Source organism: Rickettsia amblyommatis (assembly GCF_002078335.1).
In the GTDB taxonomy this organism is placed as follows: domain Bacteria; phylum Pseudomonadota; class Alphaproteobacteria; order Rickettsiales; family Rickettsiaceae; genus Rickettsia; species Rickettsia rickettsii.
On record NZ_CP015012.1, the window covers coordinates 98,536 to 117,500 of the forward strand.

The window sequence follows — 18,965 nt, forward strand, 5'->3', positions numbered from 1 at the left end:
AACAGCAAAAAAGCGTAAATATGTCGGTTCAAAATATCTGTTCTACAAAAGCTTATGATATGCTAATTTCAAATGGTAATGCTTTTCTTGTAGATGTTAGAACTAGAGAAGAGTGGCAGCAAGTGGGGATACCTCATTTAGATAATAAAAATAAGGTGATCTTTCTAAGTTGGCAATTGAATAAAGATTTTGAAGATAATTTTTTATCTATCGTTAACGATAAAATTCATGCAATAATATTTTTTCTGTGCCGTTCAGGATATAGGTCATTTATCGCAGCAAATTTTATAACTAATATAGGTTATAAAAATTGTTATAATATTAGTGACGGCTTTGAAGGAAATAATCAAGATAAAGGCTGGAAACAAAATAACTTACCGTGGCAGTTTTAAGTGAGTACTAACCAAATAATTTTAACGGATCAAGGTGATAATTATGTAAATGTCTGGAGTCACGTGGCTCAAGATCTTTACAATCATTACGGTGAAACTCTATATAATAGCTGGTTTAGTAAAGTCAATTTTATAGAGTCTTCATTAAATACCGTTATTCTTTGTGCCCCTACTAACTTTGTTAGAGATTGGATAAAATCTAAGTACTCTATGGTCATATTGCAACTATTTCAACATTATAATAATACCATTAAGTCAATTGAAATAATTACTAAAGAGTTACCTGGAACGACCAAAACAGTTATAGAATTACCTACTAAGACTTTTGCCGATATCGGCAGCAGTGAGCTTAATTCAGAAAATATCTTTTCAACCCTTGACGTACGTTTTACTTTCGATAATTTTGTGGTTGGAGCCCCAAATGAGCTAGCTTATGCAGCAGCAAGAGCGGTTGCGGAATCATCAGGTGCGGTTTCTGAGTCTAATCCGCTTTTTCTATATGGCGGCGTAGGACTTGGTAAAACTCATTTAATGCATGCAATCGGTTGGTACATCAAGCAGAATAACCCAAGCCGCAAAGTAATATACATGTCGGCAGAAAAATTTATGTATCAGTTTGTTAAAGCTCTGCGTAACAAAGAAGTAATCTCGTTTAAAGAGAAATTTCGTTCGGTTGACGTGTTAATGATTGATGATATTCAATTTATTTGCGGTAAAGATAGTACGCAGGAAGAATTTTTCCATACTTTTAATACATTGATTGATAATAACCGTCAAATGGTTATTTCTTGTGATAGATCGCCTTCAGATTTAGATAATATTGAAGATCGGATAAAATCGCGTCTTGGATGGGGCTTAGTTGCCGACGTTCATAGTACTACTTATGAGCTACGACTCGGTATTCTAGAATCTAAGATTGAGCAGATGAACGTTAAAATACCAAAAGACGTAATTGATTTTTTAGCATCTAAAATCGTTTCAAACGTTAGAGAACTTGAAGGAGCTTTAAATAAGGTGATTGCTCATTCTAATTTTACTTTAAAAGAAATTACACTCGAAAACACACAAAATATTTTGCGGGATTTACTGCGTTCTAATGAAAGAATAATTACCGTTGAAGATATTCAGAAAAAGGTAGCTAGCCGTTATAATATTAAGTTATCCGATATGTCTTCATCACGGAGATTACGAGAAGTTGCAAGACCGCGTCAAATAGCCATGTATCTTAGTAAAGCATTAACGCCGAAAAGTCTTGCAGATATCGGTAAAAAATTCGGTAAAAAAGACCACACGACGGTTATGCATGCTATTAAGAAAGTAGAAGAATTACTGGAAAACGATATAGAATTACGCGAAGAGATTAATTTGCTAATGAAAATATTGCAGAACTAAATGTCATACCGTGGTCAACACTGACTTTGTTGCATGGTCCGAAAAACCGACTCGATGTCATTCCCGCTTTCGTGGGAATGACATACACAGCCATACAATAAAGCCAAAACGTCGCAGGAATGACATAGATATATATCAAATGCTCTCAAAAAATGATTCAGTAAAAGAAATTTTTCAAGATTCTCCGGAAAATACCGAATTAACAGAATTATAGATAATTATGGTTACGGTGAGGGGGTAGCATATTTTTCTTACTTAAAAGTTTAAATGAATTAATCTATAAAGAGGAATTACATCACTATCACGACTACTATTATCAAATCCACGCTAATCAAGAATATAGATATATTTTTAAGAATAGTAATATTACAAAATATTTTATTGCTCCTGAAAAGAGCTTATTTTATCAATTAAAATTTGTTGATGCAGACAGGGTATACTCAAATGATTTGGAGAATGGGAATGTAAAACGAGGAGCGAGTACGCACAGCCTATACTTAATAGGTGAGCATGCGAGTCCTCCGAAATTTTGCAGAAACAATTCTTCAAATCATTTGAGTATACAAACTACAGGTAGTCATCTATGTAGTTAAGCTCAATATAATGCTACCTATGTATTTTTAAATCCTGATTCATTTACTCTTAGCTACCAAGTTCTAGGACTTCAAAAAGACCATAATATTAATACTGTTTTTAATCGTATATAGTATTAGTATGTTCTCCAATTAGTTTAAAATATTCTTTCATACTATTGTCTATATCAGTTGTTTCCAAAGTTTAATTATTATCATCATCATTTGCACCATATATATCTTTTCTTTTAGAAAAGGAAAGTTTTAATCTCTTTTGAGACGAGGTAGGAGAAATAGTTTGATTAAATTTGGGGGTAATATCTTGTAATATATTCTTAGCGTATTCAGGTGCATCAATGTCATACCATTCTTTTATTTTAGCACATAAAATTTGTAGAATTGCAGGTAGGATTTTTTTAATTTCTTTCTTGAGAGATGCTTGTTTTTGAGCTAAAAACCCTTCAATATTTTTTAAGCTTTCAGTAAATTCCAAGTAGGTTATTTCAATTAAATCCTTTAAATCTTGAGAAAATCCTTTTTTTCAAGCAATTTAATTTTTGTAAGCTTTAAATTGCGTTCTCCTATATTGTTTACTTTAAGAATTAAAGCAGTTAAATTTTGGTCTAATGAATTTAACAAATTTATAGGACAAGTCTCTAATTGATGAACTTTTTCTAAAAAAGATTTTATATCATTGCTTTTTACATTATTCATATTTTTGTAAAATTACATTGAAGCTAAGATGTCAAATATTCGTGCTATATTTGCTAGTTTATAATTATTTAATTTTTTACTAAGCCATTCTATTAATCTATTACCTTCTTTAATAGGTAATAGATTACCATTTTGTACATTTGTAGTGTCATAATCTATTGGACAGGAATTTGGTAACACATATTTATAGTTTTTCAGTATACCTCTTGTTTGAGCAACGGCATGCTCAGCAGACATAGGAAAAAACGCCTTATATGATAAAAATATACTATTTTTATCAATAAGGTCTAAAAACATAGGAGCCGTAAATAAGGTTGCATTATTTCTATGCGTTGCAAACATAAATAACAAATGTGTTAACTTTTCTGCAAAGTAATTTAGTTTTCGCGGTAATTCTTCTATATTTTGTGTCGATGCTTTAGCATGCACAATTGCAAATATACGTTTTATAATAGCATGTTTATATTCATGTTCTTGCTCAAATTTAGATAAAATTTCATTATACTTTCCTAAGCCAGATACATCTGTGTGTACATTACCGGTTTTATAATGTACTATATGATTAATTGTAAAAGTTTCTTCTTTAGTATTTGAGATCTTACATATAGTAGATAAATCACTATTTATTTCTTCTAAAATCCGGTGCTTTAGCTGATTTTTATTATTCCTGCCAATCATTTCAGCAAAAGCTAAAAGTCCTTTAGAATTATGTATTGTAAAATTTCATGGGTTATATTACTTATACTTTTTTAAGTTGATATTACTGTTTTGCAATTCTTGTAATAATACTTTCTTTGCATGCTGAACAGTAATACCGTCTGCTAAAGCATATATCTTAGGAATAGAGTGATTTGGATTAAATACACCGTGCAATAGCTTTTGATAATCCTTATCACTTATATTTTCTTTGTTATAATTTTAAATAATTATGTTTATTAAAAGCAGTTTTGATAATATTAAATTTTCTTCGTAATAATCATTATCTACAACTAATATTTCAGATTTAATTTTTTTTATAAATATTTCTAATAGTAGAATATTTAAAAAATCTATCAGCTAAATTATGTAATACTAAACCTAGTTTAAGTTTAAAATCTTCAGAGTTATATATATAATGAATATCTAGTATATTTTTAAGTAAAAAATAAGATACTTATTAGGTAAAGTATAATTTTCTTTTAACTCTTCATTAGAGGAGCGATCAAAGTTTTCGTATTTTAGTATTATTATTTATAGTAGAATTAGTGTTAAATTATTTAGCAAAAATATCCCTGTAGGGGGGGTTAAAGTATCTAGTGTCTCCGTAAGGGCGCTGAAATCATCTCTATAATAATAAATTATTTGTAGTACAAAATTCTTTAATATCTAAAGTTTGTCCAGTATTTCCCTCAAAACAATACATAAATGCCAAAGCTTCCATAATTTTCTTATCTTTAACAAATTTAAATAATCGTTCTTTGCCATAAGTTATTGTATCTTCAACATCAGCTAAATCTTTCTCTACTAAGGGCATCATTGTATTTACTTCTTGAGCTAATAACTGAGGATCTATATTACTAGGATGACTTAGCATATCTCATACCATTAGAGTTATAATATTAATCAAGTTTTCTTTACTATAAGTTAAACTTTGTTCAGTTTATACAGATAAATTTATTGACAAAAGTTAATTTTTATTGTATTTTGCTCTCTTTAGTATTTTGAAAGGTGGTTATGGTCGATATAAACAATAATAAGATTAGCTTAGCACTATTTGAAGGCGGTGGAGTAAAAGGAAATATCCATTTAGAAAAATTAAAAATAATAGAGCAAATAACCGGTAAGCCTACTTGTGAGGTATTCGATTTTACTGGAGGGACCAGTGTTGGAGGACTTATTCCTATTTTGCTTAATTTACCAGATCCTAATAATCCTGGAAAACCTTTATTCAGTGCAGAGCAAGCTCAAGAACTGTTTGAAGAAATGGCACACGATATTTTTCCGACAGGATTAACTTTTAGAAAATTTTGGAGTTTTAATGGCTTATTCAGCCATAAATTTTCTCCTGAACCATTAGTAAAATTATTGAAAAAATATTGTAAGGATTATACCCTCAAGGATTTAATCGGTGATGTTATAGTTACAGGTTATGATCTAAATAATAAACAAAATCCTCTTATGACCTTCTCTACTATAGAGGCTAGACAAAGTGAAGAGCATGATTATTACCTTTCAGATATAGTACAAGGCATCACTGCAGCACCTGGATATTTCCCCAGCCACAATTTCAGTAATATAACCAATACTAAATTACATAAAATTATTGATGGTGGAGTATATGCTAATGACCCAACCTTACAAACATGGAAATTATTAAAAGAAAATAACTACCACATAGACAATGCTTTGTATTTATCATTAAAAGAAGAAAATAATGATAATTACCAAACTGTTTGTTGCGGCGGAGGAATAATAGAACTATTACAAAATAATATGCCCAGTAAAATATTAGCAGCAACACAACAAGCTGATGAAATAACTGCTCAAAGCATTTTGGGTGATAAATTAATAGAAATAGCTACTGATATTCCGGAAAAACATGCTGAGATGAGTAATTCTAGTACTGAAAATCTGCAAGCACTAAAAGAATTTGCTAAAAAATCTATATATGAAAGCTCCACCTTTAGATATGCACCTTATAATGAAAAGTTTAAAGAAGCTGTTGATAAAATAATAAATAATTATAATGCAAATAACCCTAACGCCCAAATTGTTATGAACGATTTTTATAAAGAGTTATTCCATATTAATACTTCTAATAACGCACTTGATAAAAGTTTTGAAAAGGAAGAGGATATAGCAGCAAACAATGAGGATGCAGTTAATACACCGATAGCTCAAGCTCTAGATTCTAAAGATATAGAACCTGGAAAAGAAGAATTATTAGCAGGTATCAAGGAGTTTCTTAATCCATGCATCGAAAAAAATCCAGAAGCAAAAGCAGATATAGAGAATTTTTTACACGAAATAAAAAATTTGACATTAGCAGAAATTGAAAACGGTATTGTTAGTTTTAAAGAAGCTAGCTTAAAATGGCAAGCCGAGCAGAATAACCTTGATGTATTTATTAGCTGTAGTATGGAAGCCTTAAAAGAGGATATGACTCTTGAGGGTGAAGAGCATACAGATGATGTATCAGGTTATCTCTAACTTTCTTAATGTCATTCCCGCGCAGGCGGGAATCCCCAGTCAAAAAAGTATAAATATGCTAGACTTTTAAAACTAAACGCTCGATTTATCTCTCTTTACCCTAGATTCCTGTTTTCGCAGGAATGACATCGAACGCTTTCTTCGAGCCATGCCACACGCCACAGCTGCTCACAATGACGACACCTGTTTTTAGTTAGGAATATTTGACTGTTTCTTATATAAAATCCAAATACAGTAAAACGAAATAGCAGAGCTAATACTTAAAACGAAGCATAATAAAGCAAAATTGCTTATCGTTGCGCCGTGTATTTTAGAAACCAAATAAGTTACAGCAGCGATAACTACGTAGTATATTGCACCAAATATAGATCCTGCTGTACCTGTTACTTTAGCATAATCCTCCAGTGCATAACGAAGCGTCATAGGGATAAGTAGATTATGCCCAACCATATGAATCATCATCGGTGCAAATATCATAGCAATTGCAAGATTATGACTCGTTGAAATAACTTCTAATATAAAAGCATTTACCGCAAATAATATACAACCACACAAACTAAAAATAAATCCTAAACCCATAACTTTTTTATCGTGTACATGGCGTTTTTTTATTAAATACCCTCCTAAAAAGCCTCCAAAGATAGCGGCAAAAGATAACAAAAACGCTAATTTACCGTAAAAAGATGGTGAAACTTTCATTTTATCAATAAAAATAAAAGGAGCTTCTATGAAAAAACCGTAATATATGCCGTTAAATGCACCGATGATAAAAGCATATAACCCAAGAATTTTATCTTTAATAATTACCTGCAAAACCTCAAAATATTTACTGCTTTGGGAAAAATCTATATAAGAATTTGTTTCAGGTAAAACTTTATAATATAAAGCTAATAATATAGTACCAGTAAGGCTAAAAAATACAAAAACATAATGCCAGCTTGAATATTCTATAATATAGCCCCCTATAGATGAACCGAGAGAAGGGATAAATAACAGCCACGGAGATAAGCTAGCATAGACATATGATAACTCTGAGCCTTGATAGGAGTCTCTAGCCATAGCCTGCCCAATAACAGAACCTACACTTACACCGAAAGCTTGCACAAAACGAGCTATCATCAGCATTTCTATATTAACTGCAAAAATGCTAATAATTGAAGATACAACATAAATAAAAAGCCCTAATAAAGCTATAGGTCTCCTGCCGTAAATATCCGATAATCTGCCGAGTGATAATATACCAAGAGCAAACCCTAGAAAATATAATGTAGACGTAATTTGAGTGATACCGCCGTCAACGCCAAAATATTTGGTTAAACTCGGTAATCCTGAAGTATAAATTGTTTCCGTAGTCGGTGATAAAATAGATAAGCATAGGAGCATCCATGCTGGAATCTTCGCAATAATTTTCATAAATGATTTTTTTATTTCGGTTCAGCGAGTTTTATCGATTAATCCGCTCCAAACAAATTTTTTCCGTTATCATTTTTAATCTTTCTACTCTCTCAATCAAGTAAAGTAACTGCTCTCTGCTAATTCTATAATTTTTGGTTTGTAACGGGAAAAAATTAATAAAATGCTACTGTAAACACTTTCAGTGGCTTGATGCAGCTCAAAAGCACTTTTACTAAAATTACCTCTTTCTAATGGGTATTTACAATCAATAAAAAACTCTTGCTTCTACCAAACCAGTATTCATAATCTTCTTTAGCCATTTCTTTTACTTCACTCCAAGGTAAATTTTTAGCTCGAGAAAGCTGCAACACGCCACTAATCATATAAAAGAATACCTTCATTCTTAATGTCGGTATAAAAATAACGCCCTTTTTCAAGCTTATCATTTACCTCACTTATAGATTCGCATATTATAGATATCCAAGGTTCTAGCGAAAAAACCTCGGCTTTTCTTAAGCCTGTTTATCCTAACCTTTTTTCTATCTTAGATTCTACCCTTAAAGTAGCATGCTCCTTAAATTTACCTTTTTTTCTACTAAAAAGTCAAAATCACTTGTATAACTAAGTAATATGATCTTCCATATACATATCTTTAACCCAATCACCTCTAGCATACGAGCCATACAAGATAATCAGGGCAATTTTATCCTTGGCAACAGCCAAAATTTGCTGCACTATATAATCAAGCCTATCTTGAACTTCAAGAGACCGTTTTGGTCAAATTGTTTTCATAGCTGATCGTTATTTAAACATTAAATCTAAAATGTACTATATCCCCATCCTGCATTTTATATTCTTTACCCTCTAAACGCATCTTACCTACTTCCTTGGCTTTTGCTTCACTACCGAGATTTATGTAATCTTTATAACCGATAACTTCTGCTCTGATAAAACCTTTTTCAAAATCGGTATGAATAATACCGGCAGCAGTCGGTGCAAGTGTGCCGTCTTTAAAAGTCCAGCTATGGGCTTCCTTTGGTCCTATAGTAAAAAAGCTTTTAAGGTTTAAAAGATTATACCCCTCTTTAATGACTTTACTAAGCCCTGTTTCGTCTAAACCTATAAATTTTAAAAACTCTTCCTTTTCTTCCATGCTTTCAAGTAAAGCAATTTCAGCTTCTATTTTTGAAGAAATTATGACACTTTTAGCATTTTCTTGCTTTGCTCTTTCCGCTACTAATTTTGTAAATTCATTACCTATAGCTGCATCTTTTTCAAGTACGTTACATATATATAAAACGGGCTTAGAGGTAATTAACTGCAATTGTTTTAAATTATCAACTCCTAAAGCTGCATTTAGCACTCTTGCAGGTTTATCCTCACCTAATACCTTATAAACCTCTTTTAACAGCTCTAGCTGCGCTGCCATTGCTTTATCGCCTGACTTCAAGCGTTTTTCACTTGTAGCTAAACGCTTTTCAACCGATTCTATATCGGCAAGTATTAATTCCGTTTCAATAATCTCGAGGTCATACAGCGGATCGACTTTGTTATGTACGTGCGTTATATCCTCATCTTCAAAACAACGCAGTACGTGCAGTATTGCATCGACTTCCCTGATATGAGATAAGAACTTATTACCTAGCCCCTCCCCTTTGCTTGCTCCTTTAACAAGCCCTGCAATATCGACAAACTCAATATAAGACGGAATAATTTTACCGCTTCCGGCTAAGCTTGCTAGTTTACGCAAACGCTCATCAGGCACTAAAACTTTGCTGCTATTAGGCTCAATAGTACAAAACGGATAATTAGCGGCATCTGCAGCCTGACTTGCCGTTAAGGCATTAAATAACGTCGACTTACCGATATTCGGCAACCCAACAATTCCGAGTTTTAGTGTCATAAATTTTTCCGTAAATAATACATTATAGAATCTTTTGCGTAACCGTACATAGCAAATTCAATTTTATACCCCAGTTTCTCATAAAACGATTTTGCTTGGAAGTCCATAGTAACAAGATGAATAAAATTACAGCCTCGTTCACGTGCTAAATCCTCAGCCTTTTGTATTGGTACAGTACCATAATTTTAGTTTCTTATTTTTCATTAACAAAGAGTGAATCAATATAAAATCCCCCCAACTCATACCGCTAATTCCTACAACAAAATTTTTATCCTGATCTAAACAGGAAAATGAAAAAGATTCAATATCTCCTACCCACCCCTTTTGTTCTCTAGCATCTTTGTTCAAAGCCTCAATAATTATAGTTCTATGAGTTCTATCCATTTCATCAGCATAAACAATTTCAAAATTTTGTGTCATAAATCTTTGCTGTTTAGTTTTAATATCGTTTTCCCATCATTGCGAGGAGATGCGTAGCATCGACGTGGCAATCTCGTGAAGTAGTATAGAATTCCTGAGATTGCTTAGTCAAAACTTACAGTTTTTCCTCGCAATGACGAGTTGGTATCCACGCAGCAACGCCGATCAAGTCGTAGGAATAACATTGAATATATCAAGCTATTTTATTCTTAAATTCTTCTAACTTATTCTCTAATATTAAACCAAAGTTACTAGTGATTCTATCTATAGCTTGCATTACTATTTCATACTCCGGTTTAGAGAAATTATTAAGTACATAATCTGCTACATCCTGATTATTTTGCGGTCTACCGACTCCAATCCTAATCCGGTTATAATTATTATCTATAACCCCATCAATCGACTTTAAACCATTATGCCCGCCATTACCACCACCGGTTTTAAATTTTATTCTACCCGTTTCTAAATCAATATCATCATGAATAACAAAGATTTTTGCGGGGTGGATATTATAATATGTTTTCACCGATATCACTGACTTACCGGACAAGTTCATATAGATGGTGGGCTTTATAAAAATTATCTTTTGTCCATCACTAATAGTTTCAGCAATTTCACAATTGAATTTTTTCTTTGTACTAAATGATGAATTATATTGGTTTGCTATTTTCTCTATAGCAATAAAGCCGACATTATGCCTAGTATATTGATACTCTTTTTCTGGATTACCAAGACCAATAACAAGAATCATAATAATTTACCTAATAAATAGTAATGGAAAATATTTGAAGAAATATTGATTTGCAAGAAGTACAGAATAATGTCATTCTTAGCTCAGCATTATTGCGTGGACTGAAAAACCTACTCGATGTCATACCGTGGCTTGACCACGGTATCCAGAAAAAAAATTAATAAAGACTGGATACCGCTACAAGCTCACAGTATAACAATTAAAGATTACCGGATTCCCGCTTCTAGCTAGGAATGGCATAAAACGAGCCAAACAACAACGCCTACGAATCCTCGCAATAACGATTTAAGTATCTAAGCAAGTCCTTATCGTGAGCATTATCTTACTTCCCTGCTTCAGCGGCTTGTTGTTCCCCTTCAGCTTCAGTTTTTGCTCCTCTACGTCCTATAATAGTTGCAAGGACAAATTCTTTTTTTGTAACAAAACTACATCCTTTCGGTAATTCTATTTTTGACGATTTTAGCGAAGTAGCAATAGGCATATTAGTAACATCTATAGTTACGTTTCTTGGGATATTATTAACATCACATAATAAAGTAACTCTTCTTTTTACTATATTAAAGTATCCACCTCTTTTAACGCCTAAAGCTCTTTCTTTCCCTTCATATACTACAGGTACTTCCATTTTTTGGTTTTTTTCTCCTAAAAAGACAAAATCAACATGGCGTACTATATCCGTAACAGGATGTAATTCTACAGCCTTCGGCAATACTTTATATTTTTTCTTATCAATTGTTAAATTAATTAACTGAGAGATAAAAGCCGGTTTTCTATAATATTTAGTTATTTCCTTTTCTTCCAAAGAAATACTAACAGGTGTTTTACCCGCTCCATAAATAATAGCCGGAACACGCCCTGCTCTTCTTAATGCTCTTGCTGCTCCCGTACCGAATTCCGTGCGGGATTCCGCTTCAAGTTCTAATATTTCACTCATTATTACTCCGTATTAACTTATAATAAATCTTCATTATTATACTTAAGTACAATTAAAAATTCAAGTAAATTAATTTTTGACTAGAATATAGGAGTAATATATTCCTTAGTTAAAATTCTTTAATTTATTGGATAAAGAAATTTAGTTCTAACCGAAATTATTTTGTAAGGCAATTATGAACAGATACAACCTAAGCGTATTGCAAATCCTTCAAACTGTGGAGAAGAAATTGCTGCCAAGGTATATAATAAGGATTTTCTCCTTGAATCTATTATGTACTCTTCTGACGCTGACTATATTGGGAGTGACAGCGAGAGTGAGGATAGTGAAGATGACGATTCTTATGCATCAATACTCTTGTTAAAATTAAAGAACCGGAATGCAAAATTCACTTAGATTTAGTTAGTACATTACGTATGTGCTACTAAGCAAATGTTAGAGAACAAGCAGAAAATACGGAGGTTTCTAATTTAGACAATGAAAAGCAGGTAATTACATGTAGCACAACTCCAACAATTCTGTACCGAAAGTTCAATTGAATCTATGATAACATCAACATCAAAAAGCAACATAGATGCTGACAAAATTATCTTACCTTGCCCTTCTATAGAACAACAAAGACAATTAGGGAAATTATATCGTTCTGAAAGTGATGGAGTCGGTGAAAATATAATTAAAATTTTTAAAGAGCTTTACCCTTCTAAAGCTTTACCCTTCTAATGCTGACAATGGTAACGTTGGAATAGTAATATTATTAGGTGATGAAAAGGGGTCATACGGCGACCTAAATCTATGGGATATTTAAAAATTTATGAGTTTGCAGAGATAATATAGCACCGCTTTCTAATGCTAATTTTACTGCTAACTCATTATTTTCGCCATTAAGTCTTTGGTCGTTTTGATCCATAGGTTGAATAAAAACCGGTATATTATAAGAGGTTTGCCCTACTTCCGGTATGAGACTATATTCTAAAATATGTTTAGCAACGATAAATTTCACCGCACTAATTTTAGGCAATAAATCTTCTCTTATTTTACTATAACCGGTTTTACCTGCCTTCGGCGAACAAATTATAGACACTTCTTTCGGCAAAGAACGATATAACGTACCGTTAGTCTCTATTTGCACTTTAACATCTCGGTCTAATAACTTCTGACATAATAACTCTATAGGTTGACGCATCGGCTCACCGCCGGTTATTACTACTAAATTAATCGATTTTTCATTTTTAGAATTTAATGCCAGGCTTTCTACTTTATTCAAAATCTTATCTATATCTACTAAATCAAAATCTTCAAACTCCGTATCACAAAAATTACAAGCAAGATTACATCCTCCAAGCCTAATAAAGATCGCAGGATAACCTACAAAAATGCCCTCCCCTTGTATAGTCTTAAAAATAGACTGTACCTCTAACTTAGTACCGTCACCGTTTAATATGCTTCTTTTAGGATTTTGTCCAAACATTTTTAAATTATTATCGATTGATTAAAAACATTATAGTACATTTTTATAAAAAAATCTTGCAATAACTAATAAAAAAAACTATTATCTAGGTTTCATCGGTAATATGGCTTTGGTATGCCTAATGTTTTACCGTTTAAACCTAGAAATACCAATTATAAGGAACAATATGCTTAAATTAAAAACAAAATCTGCCGTAAAAAAACGTTTTAAACTTACTGCTAGCGGCAAGGTTATTGCATCTCAAGCAGGTAAAAAACATTTTATGCGTCGCCGTACTAAAGCTCAAATTCGTAACCTTAGAGGAACTACAATACTTTGTCCTCAAGACGGATATAATATTAAAAAATATTTTATACCGTACGGTATAAATTAATTAACTAGGAGCTAAAGCAATGACACGTGCAAAATCAGGAAAAATTTCCAAAAATCGACATAAAAAAATCCTTAAATTAGCCAAAGGCTATAGAGGTAGAGCAAATAGCTGTTTTAGAGTAGCTATTGAAAAAGTAGAAAAAGCCCTCCAATATGCTTATAGAGATCGTAGAAACCGTAAACGTGATTTTAGAGGCTTATGGATTCAAAGAATAAATGCAGCAGTAAGAGAACATGGGCTTGTTTACTCTCAATTTATGGGAGCTCTTAAAAAAGCAGAAATCGATATAGATCGTAAAGTGCTTGCAGAACTTGCCGTCAATAACAGTGACGGATTCGTAAGTATCGTAGAAAAAGCAAAAGCACATATTTGAGTATTTAATGTCATCCCGTGGCTGGACCACGGGATGACATATTTATAATAATTAATTTTTATTTTCGTTCGGTATAAATATTATGAAACGTACATTTCAACCTAGTAATTTAGTTAGAAAAAGAAGACATGGTTTTAGATCTAGAATGGCTACTCCAACTGGAAGAGCAATCTTAAGAAAACGTCGTGCTAAAGGTAGACATAAATTATCTGCTTAAAATAATCTGACTTATCAAATTGTCTATTACCTCTTTAAAAAATCAAAAAGAATTTGAGCTTATAAATAAGCTTGGAAAGAAGCTCCATGAGAGGTATTTTATTTTGGTAATCGCCAAAAAACTTCCAAAAATCTTCCTTGAATCAAAATATAACACCTTTTTAGGAATCAAAGTTAGCAGAAAGCTAAATAAAAAAGCTGTAGTACGCAACAAAATTAAAAGGCGTATACGACATCTAATTAGAATTATTGTTAGTGATTCTAGCTTTAAGGCTATAAAATTTGCAATGATTATTATTCCGAGAAAAGGATTTGAAGAGATAAACTTCTCACACTTGAATTATGAATTAAGTAAAGTAATTCTAAGAAATATTTAGATTTTATTACCTCTGTAGAAACTCGCTTATAGAGAGGAATTTGAAGGAGACACGGAACGCAGAACCGCAACGTACAAAAGAGTACGTGAGGATTCGAGTACCGGATCGACGTACAAATTACCTCTAGAAGTAGAATTTCCGAAGAGGTCTATTGCATGACTTGGCATTACTCGCGTGGATTGGTTTTGCCGTCATTGCGAGGAGAAATTGAAAATTTTGACGAAGCAATCCAGTAAAAAATTCTGATTTACAGATTTTTTACTATTTTTTATAGATTGCCACGCTCCTTGCAGTCGCTGCGTTGTTGCATGGCTCGTTTTATGTCATTCCCGCTTTCGCGGGAATGACATCGAGTAGGTTTTTCAAACCATGCAACAAAGCCTTTAGTCGCTCACAATGACGACTTGGATATTCATGCAAGCAAGCCTTCCACGGGAATAATATTGAATTTTATTACTTATACTCCCTCTGTCCCCTCTCCTAATACTGGTACTTCTTCTACTACAGTAAGTGTTGTATCTATAGTATTTTCTTCAGACGTAATAGTATTTATAGTAGAATTATAATATTTTTTTACTAATTCGATAACGTCTAAATTATGCGTCTCTTCTGCCTTATAAATATTATAGCTACTTACCTCTATAGTAGTATGCTCAAGTACAGCTTTGAGAATAGCTAAATCACCTTTCTCTATAGCCTTATTAAGATTATATAATTCTATTTTTGTAGTACTATGCTCAAGTACAGCTTTGAGAATAGCTAAATCACCTTTCTCTATAGCCTTATCAAGATTATATAATTCTATTTTTGTAGTACTATGCTCAAGTACAGCTTTGAGAATAGCTAAATCACCTTTCTCTATAGCCTTATCAAGATTATAGGAATTTATTTTAGTATTACCATAATTAAGTAAACAAATTAATAGTTCAGAATTCCCTTGCTCTATAGCGTGCCCTATACTAGTATCAGTGTATAATCCTTTCTGATTTAACATAGTCTCTATCTTGCTTAGAGAAAATTTATTAAAATTATATGTTTCTAAGGTTAAAGCTCTACTAAATACCCTGATTAAGTCAGCGTATGTTAATTCTTTCGGCTTTGTTTCTATATTTAAGTTAAATATTTCAGGATATGATTCATGATATTCCGAATGAATATTTTTATAAAATTTTACAAAAGCTTTATATTCTTTATGTAGAAAAGCCGGCAACTCCACTATGCTTTTCATATTTTTAATTTTATTAGCACTTAAAGAAAAACTATAAATTTGATCGTCTAATTTATAGCTTATACTAAAATCTGACGCTACTAGTAAATGAAAATTATCTCTTACATATTCAATCAATAAAGAGTCATTTTTTGTTCTAGCATCGTAATTATTTTGAGCTAATCGTATAATATTTGCATCGCTGGCCTTATTATAAGTGCATAACACCATATTGCCCTGTACCCAATCTAAATGATGTTGAGCGGCGCCTGAATGACAAGAAAATATATGAACAATATTACATTGATTTGCAGTGGTATTATTTTGTATTTTATTAAGCAGTGTAATATCTAACACAGAAGTTGTACCTTTATCAGAAAATATACTCATTGATAAGTAAGAAGGCTCAGACATAAAATATGATTTAATTTTTCCCCATAAACCTAAATTAGTAGGTTTATAGAAAAACTCTGATCCATGTGCATTTATAAAATATTCACTACCTGTACCTGAAGGTAAGTCAGCTAAGGTTTTTATTTCCTGGATATCAGGATTTTCATTTGTCATACTTATATCTGGGCCTTGAAGTAAAATTTTTTGCATATTTATATTCTTATATAATTAACTTAATTACCATATTTTATGGTAATTTTTTACAAAAGTCAAGATAGGGTTGGTATTTTATTAATAGCTGTTAAGTTTTTAATAAGAAAAAATCATATAAAGCTATATAGTATTTATAAAAATTGAGAGTTGATAATTATAGATAATAGCATTGAAAATAAGGCTATAAAGTAACCGGCAAAAAAGGGATAAGATTTTTTTTTAAATCTTATCCCTAGTTGCGAATAAAAATAGAGTTTAGAAAGAACTTGCAATATATATTTCTTAAATCTCCGGATCAGTATTTCCCAATATTGTTGTATCTGAATTACTATCCGTATTTTCTTCCATAAAATTTAAATTGAGTGCAATAGTATTATTTAAAAGAATTTCAGAAGTTATTCCTTTGTGCATTACTGATTGCCCATTATTTATATTTTCTATTATACCTTTTGAAACAATATTTGACCCTAATGTACCCTCACCAGATATATTTAAAGTACTGCCTGATACTAAATTTAGTGTACCAACGATATTTAAAGACCTTCCTGCTTCTATAATCACGGTAGTATTAGAATTGAATGAGATATTACTAAGAATCACATTTGATGCTATAATAAGTTTAAGAGTATTCATAGAGCCTAAATGAATATCTAAACAATCTTCAACCTTTATTTCTTTTAAATAATTGTCTTATGCCTCTTTTGACATCTCAAGTAACTCATTTTTAGAAATAGTCATTTTTTCTGTTAATTTATATAAATTTCTATCTTTTAAGAGATCTAATAAAAATTTTTACTAGGTAACAACTGCAATAGTTCCTTATAAGTTATGGTATCGGAACACCATTTTATTAACTTCCAATTTTCAAAAAAGAATTTTTTATCATTTTCTTCTGTTAGTGTTCTATAGAATTTTATCCGCTCATCATTTACCGTAAAATCATCAGCTAACTTTTTGAGCGTTTCTTCTAACCTCTCTAATATTGCTAAATCAAAAAAATCATTATTGTTATGTATTTGATCATTATTAAAAGTAAGGATTGCACTAGCACTATTTCCTGCTATTAACTTACATAACTTATATAACTCATGACCAACTACGTAATCAATATCTTTAAAACTAAGTTGCTTTTGTTTAAGTAATTTTTAAATATTTTCATTAAGAAGATAAGCTGTTTTTATATCGTTTATTGCTTCAAGTTCATTCATGCCTTTGTGCTTATCATCTTCATAATAATTACGAGCAATTTCAAATAATTTTGTTACTGCATTTGCACTAGCCATATCATTATAACTAGCTAATGTATTTAATAATTCATGATTTGAAATAATAGCTTTTATTTCTTCTGCACTTAATATTTTCTCTTTAACTAAAAAAGGATCTTCCATCTTTTCTATTGATGATTTAGCTCTTACCGCTTGTACCCTTGCTCCTAATTGTTTATAACTATCTATACTTTCCTTATCTTGTTTTTTCTTATACACCTCTTCTATTGCTTTTCGCTCTAATTCATTACTCTGATTCCACTCACAAGCCTTTTTTTCTTCATTTTCAGGTTGATCGTTTTTAATACGCTCTATTTTTGTATCTATTTCTACAATTTGCTCTTCTATAGATATACTTGATTTTTTATATATTTCTGCAAAAAATTCATCCTCTATTGTATAATTTTTATCTTTAAATATATTTCCTAAATTCTGATTTTAATCTAAAGAATTCTTGCATGACTCTAGAATTTTTAATAATCTCAGGCAATTCAAAATTATTTAAATCACCTTGGATATATTGCAAATTTTCTTTTTGCTTTTCATAGTCAAATAAAAATTCTGCTTTTATATACTCTTCAATAGCATCAATAACGCTTACTACAAAACTTGTCTTTTCTACTTCAAAATCTAATTCGCTCATATTTAAATCCTAATTATTATTAAATTAAAATTTAATAAATTTTAACTTTTGGTAATATAATAATTAATTAAGATAGTGTCAATGTCATATAGTCAATTCAATGAGATTTGCATAAAAGGAGCAAGGCGCAAAACCTATAACTAATAGGAAAGCGACGAGTAATGATGTAGGTGAGTCCAAATCAATTGACTATAAAATACGGTCATTGATTTTTATGCAAAATGCTATCGAACTATTCTCAATAAAAACTTACAACCACTTCCGTTTCTTAAAATATTTATAGGTAATAATTGTAGATAATAGCATTAAGAATAAGGCTATAGGATAACCATACGGTGATTTAAGCTCAGGCATTACGGTAAAATTCATGCTGTAAATACTAGCTATTAAAGTGGGTGGGAGAAAAAATATAGTAACCAACGAGAAAATTTTAATAATATTATTTTGTTCAATTGCAATCATACCGAGTGCTGCGTCTAGGGTTCTTGCAAGCTCGCTAGATATAAATTGTGAAAAATTAATTATTGAGTCTACGTCTCGAAGCAATGTATCTAATAGATCCTTAGATGCTTTATTTTGAGTTATTTGTGGAGATTTTAAAATATATTGAATAGCCATAGTTAACGAAAATAAATACTCACGGCTTTTAGAAAGTAAATCACCTTTTCGACCTATTTTCTTTAATAGATTGGTATAATCTATACGCAAATCATTAATATTATTATCAAGTATTAATAAACGTCCATAATCATCAATATCCATACTAATCGACTGT

The 18,965-nt window shown here is 31.3% G+C and carries 23 protein-coding genes and 6 pseudogenes (1 of these 29 running past the window's edge); 11 read left to right on the forward strand and 18 right to left on the reverse strand.

The window, feature by feature from the left end; genetic code table 11:
- Positions 1-20 precede the first annotated feature (20 nt).
- The 3 genes and pseudogenes from A3305_RS00380 to A3305_RS09785 all read left to right on the forward strand — a co-directional run.
- Positions 21-392, forward strand: coding sequence for a rhodanese-like domain-containing protein (locus tag A3305_RS00380; protein ID WP_014392564.1), 372 nt, complete (start codon positions 21-23; stop codon positions 390-392).
- On the forward strand, positions 393-1,784 hold the full coding sequence (gene dnaA, locus A3305_RS00385; RefSeq protein ID WP_014392565.1) for a chromosomal replication initiator protein DnaA: 1,392 nt from the start codon (positions 393-395) through the stop codon (positions 1,782-1,784).
- A gap of 644 nt (positions 1,785-2,428) precedes the next feature.
- Positions 2,429-2,491 (forward strand): annotated as a pseudogene (locus A3305_RS09785) (hypothetical protein); the annotation flags it as partial.
- 70 nt (positions 2,492-2,561) lie between these two features.
- Here A3305_RS09785 and A3305_RS09790 read toward each other — a convergent pair.
- From A3305_RS09790 to A3305_RS00410, 4 genes and pseudogenes are all read right to left on the reverse strand, one after another.
- Positions 2,562-2,849 carry a hypothetical protein gene (locus A3305_RS09790; protein WP_226983935.1) on the reverse strand — a complete coding sequence of 96 codons (288 nt, stop codon included), beginning with the start codon at positions 2,847-2,849 and terminating at the stop codon, positions 2,562-2,564.
- A gap of 23 nt (positions 2,850-2,872) precedes the next feature.
- Positions 2,873-3,070: a hypothetical protein gene (locus A3305_RS00395; protein ID WP_226983936.1), complete on the reverse strand. Its 198-nt coding sequence runs from the start codon at positions 3,068-3,070 to the stop codon at positions 2,873-2,875.
- Between the two features lie 12 nt (positions 3,071-3,082).
- Positions 3,083-3,748: a hypothetical protein gene (locus A3305_RS09795; RefSeq protein ID WP_014392566.1), complete on the reverse strand. Its 666-nt coding sequence runs from the start codon at positions 3,746-3,748 to the stop codon at positions 3,083-3,085.
- 552 nt (positions 3,749-4,300) lie between these two features.
- Positions 4,301-4,643 (reverse strand): annotated as a pseudogene (locus A3305_RS00410) (hypothetical protein).
- Between the two features lie 140 nt (positions 4,644-4,783).
- Between A3305_RS00410 and A3305_RS00415 the strand changes: the two are divergent.
- Positions 4,784-6,259: a patatin-like phospholipase family protein gene (locus A3305_RS00415; protein ID WP_014392569.1), complete on the forward strand. Its 1,476-nt coding sequence runs from the start codon at positions 4,784-4,786 to the stop codon at positions 6,257-6,259.
- 189 nt (positions 6,260-6,448) lie between these two features.
- Here the strand turns inward: A3305_RS00415 and A3305_RS00420 are convergent, their stop codons facing one another.
- The 8 genes and pseudogenes from A3305_RS00420 to A3305_RS00455 form a co-directional block, all read right to left on the reverse strand.
- Positions 6,449-7,672 (reverse strand): Bcr/CflA family efflux MFS transporter, encoded by a 1,224-nt coding sequence (locus A3305_RS00420; protein WP_014392570.1) that lies wholly within the window; start codon positions 7,670-7,672, stop codon positions 6,449-6,451.
- A 230-nt stretch (positions 7,673-7,902) separates the two neighbouring features.
- Positions 7,903-8,037 (reverse strand): hypothetical protein, encoded by a 135-nt coding sequence (locus tag A3305_RS11080; protein WP_014392571.1) that lies wholly within the window; start codon positions 8,035-8,037, stop codon positions 7,903-7,905.
- Between the two features lie 174 nt (positions 8,038-8,211).
- Positions 8,212-8,377: pseudogene (locus tag A3305_RS11355) on the reverse strand (nucleotidyltransferase domain-containing protein).
- 82 nt (positions 8,378-8,459) lie between these two features.
- Positions 8,460-9,557, reverse strand: a complete 1,098-nt coding sequence (gene ychF, locus A3305_RS00430; RefSeq protein ID WP_014392573.1) for a redox-regulated ATPase YchF — start codon at positions 9,555-9,557, stop codon at positions 8,460-8,462.
- Positions 9,554-9,724 carry a GNAT family N-acetyltransferase gene (locus A3305_RS00435; protein WP_041860526.1) on the reverse strand — a complete coding sequence of 57 codons (171 nt, stop codon included), beginning with the start codon at positions 9,722-9,724 and terminating at the stop codon, positions 9,554-9,556. Before A3305_RS00435 ends, ychF begins: the two co-directional genes overlap by 4 nt.
- Positions 9,711-9,977, reverse strand: a complete 267-nt coding sequence (locus A3305_RS00440; RefSeq protein ID WP_014392574.1) for an acetyltransferase — start codon at positions 9,975-9,977, stop codon at positions 9,711-9,713. Before A3305_RS00440 ends, A3305_RS00435 begins: the two co-directional genes overlap by 14 nt.
- Before the next feature lie 193 nt (positions 9,978-10,170).
- Positions 10,171-10,728, reverse strand: a complete 558-nt coding sequence (gene pth, locus A3305_RS00445) for an aminoacyl-tRNA hydrolase (protein ID WP_014392575.1) — start codon at positions 10,726-10,728, stop codon at positions 10,171-10,173.
- A 322-nt stretch (positions 10,729-11,050) separates the two neighbouring features.
- Positions 11,051-11,662 carry a 50S ribosomal protein L25/general stress protein Ctc gene (locus A3305_RS00455; protein ID WP_014392576.1) on the reverse strand — a complete coding sequence of 204 codons (612 nt, stop codon included), beginning with the start codon at positions 11,660-11,662 and terminating at the stop codon, positions 11,051-11,053.
- 543 nt (positions 11,663-12,205) lie between these two features.
- On the opposite strand from A3305_RS00455, the gene A3305_RS00465 reads away from it, so the two are divergent.
- Positions 12,206-12,382, forward strand: a complete 177-nt coding sequence (locus A3305_RS00465; protein ID WP_231289092.1) for a hypothetical protein — start codon at positions 12,206-12,208, stop codon at positions 12,380-12,382.
- A gap of 70 nt (positions 12,383-12,452) precedes the next feature.
- Here the strand turns inward: A3305_RS00465 and A3305_RS00470 are convergent, their stop codons facing one another.
- Positions 12,453-13,130: a 7-carboxy-7-deazaguanine synthase QueE gene (locus A3305_RS00470; protein ID WP_014392578.1), complete on the reverse strand. Its 678-nt coding sequence runs from the start codon at positions 13,128-13,130 to the stop codon at positions 12,453-12,455.
- A gap of 166 nt (positions 13,131-13,296) precedes the next feature.
- Here A3305_RS00470 and rpmI point away from each other — a divergent pair, with 166 nt between their 5' ends.
- The 5 genes and pseudogenes from rpmI to A3305_RS11085 form a co-directional block, all read left to right on the forward strand.
- Positions 13,297-13,503: a 50S ribosomal protein L35 gene (rpmI, locus tag A3305_RS00475; RefSeq protein WP_014392579.1), complete on the forward strand. Its 207-nt coding sequence runs from the start codon at positions 13,297-13,299 to the stop codon at positions 13,501-13,503.
- A 19-nt stretch (positions 13,504-13,522) separates the two neighbouring features.
- Positions 13,523-13,876, forward strand: a complete 354-nt coding sequence (gene rplT / locus A3305_RS00480; protein WP_014392580.1) for a 50S ribosomal protein L20 — start codon at positions 13,523-13,525, stop codon at positions 13,874-13,876.
- A gap of 82 nt (positions 13,877-13,958) precedes the next feature.
- Positions 13,959-14,093, forward strand: a complete 135-nt coding sequence (rpmH, locus tag A3305_RS00485; protein ID WP_011270688.1) for a 50S ribosomal protein L34 — start codon at positions 13,959-13,961, stop codon at positions 14,091-14,093.
- A gap of 19 nt (positions 14,094-14,112) precedes the next feature.
- Positions 14,113-14,469 carry a ribonuclease P protein component gene (rnpA, locus tag A3305_RS00490; protein WP_014392581.1) on the forward strand — a complete coding sequence of 119 codons (357 nt, stop codon included), beginning with the start codon at positions 14,113-14,115 and terminating at the stop codon, positions 14,467-14,469.
- Between the two features lie 18 nt (positions 14,470-14,487).
- Positions 14,488-14,628, forward strand: a pseudogene (locus A3305_RS11085) (palindromic element RPE1 domain-containing protein); the annotation flags it as partial.
- 298 nt (positions 14,629-14,926) lie between these two features.
- On the opposite strand, the gene A3305_RS00500 reads toward A3305_RS11085, so the two are convergent.
- The 4 genes and pseudogenes from A3305_RS00500 to A3305_RS00515 form a co-directional block, all read right to left on the reverse strand.
- Positions 14,927-16,279 carry a hypothetical protein gene (locus tag A3305_RS00500; RefSeq protein WP_045799462.1) on the reverse strand — a complete coding sequence of 451 codons (1,353 nt, stop codon included), beginning with the start codon at positions 16,277-16,279 and terminating at the stop codon, positions 14,927-14,929.
- 399 nt (positions 16,280-16,678) lie between these two features.
- A pseudogene (locus A3305_RS00505) lies at positions 16,679-16,915 on the reverse strand (hypothetical protein); the annotation flags it as partial.
- A gap of 512 nt (positions 16,916-17,427) precedes the next feature.
- Positions 17,428-17,670 (reverse strand): hypothetical protein, encoded by a 243-nt coding sequence (locus A3305_RS00510; protein ID WP_193353182.1) that lies wholly within the window; start codon positions 17,668-17,670, stop codon positions 17,428-17,430.
- 289 nt (positions 17,671-17,959) lie between these two features.
- On the reverse strand, positions 17,960-18,190 hold the full coding sequence (locus A3305_RS00515; RefSeq protein WP_014392585.1) for a hypothetical protein: 231 nt from the start codon (positions 18,188-18,190) through the stop codon (positions 17,960-17,962).
- Positions 18,191-18,305: 115 nt separating this feature from the next.
- Between A3305_RS00515 and A3305_RS09810 the strand changes: the two are divergent.
- Positions 18,306-18,387, forward strand: a pseudogene (locus tag A3305_RS09810) (palindromic element RPE2 domain-containing protein); the annotation flags it as partial.
- Positions 18,388-18,439: 52 nt separating this feature from the next.
- On the opposite strand, the gene A3305_RS00525 reads toward A3305_RS09810, so the two are convergent.
- Positions 18,440-18,965, reverse strand: the 3' portion of a protein-coding gene (locus A3305_RS00525) for a magnesium transporter CorA family protein (protein ID WP_045799463.1). Its footprint extends 437 nt past the window's final position; 526 of the gene's 963 nt are visible here — the last part of the coding sequence; its start codon lies off the right edge, out of view — the gene reads right to left on this strand; it ends in the stop codon at positions 18,440-18,442.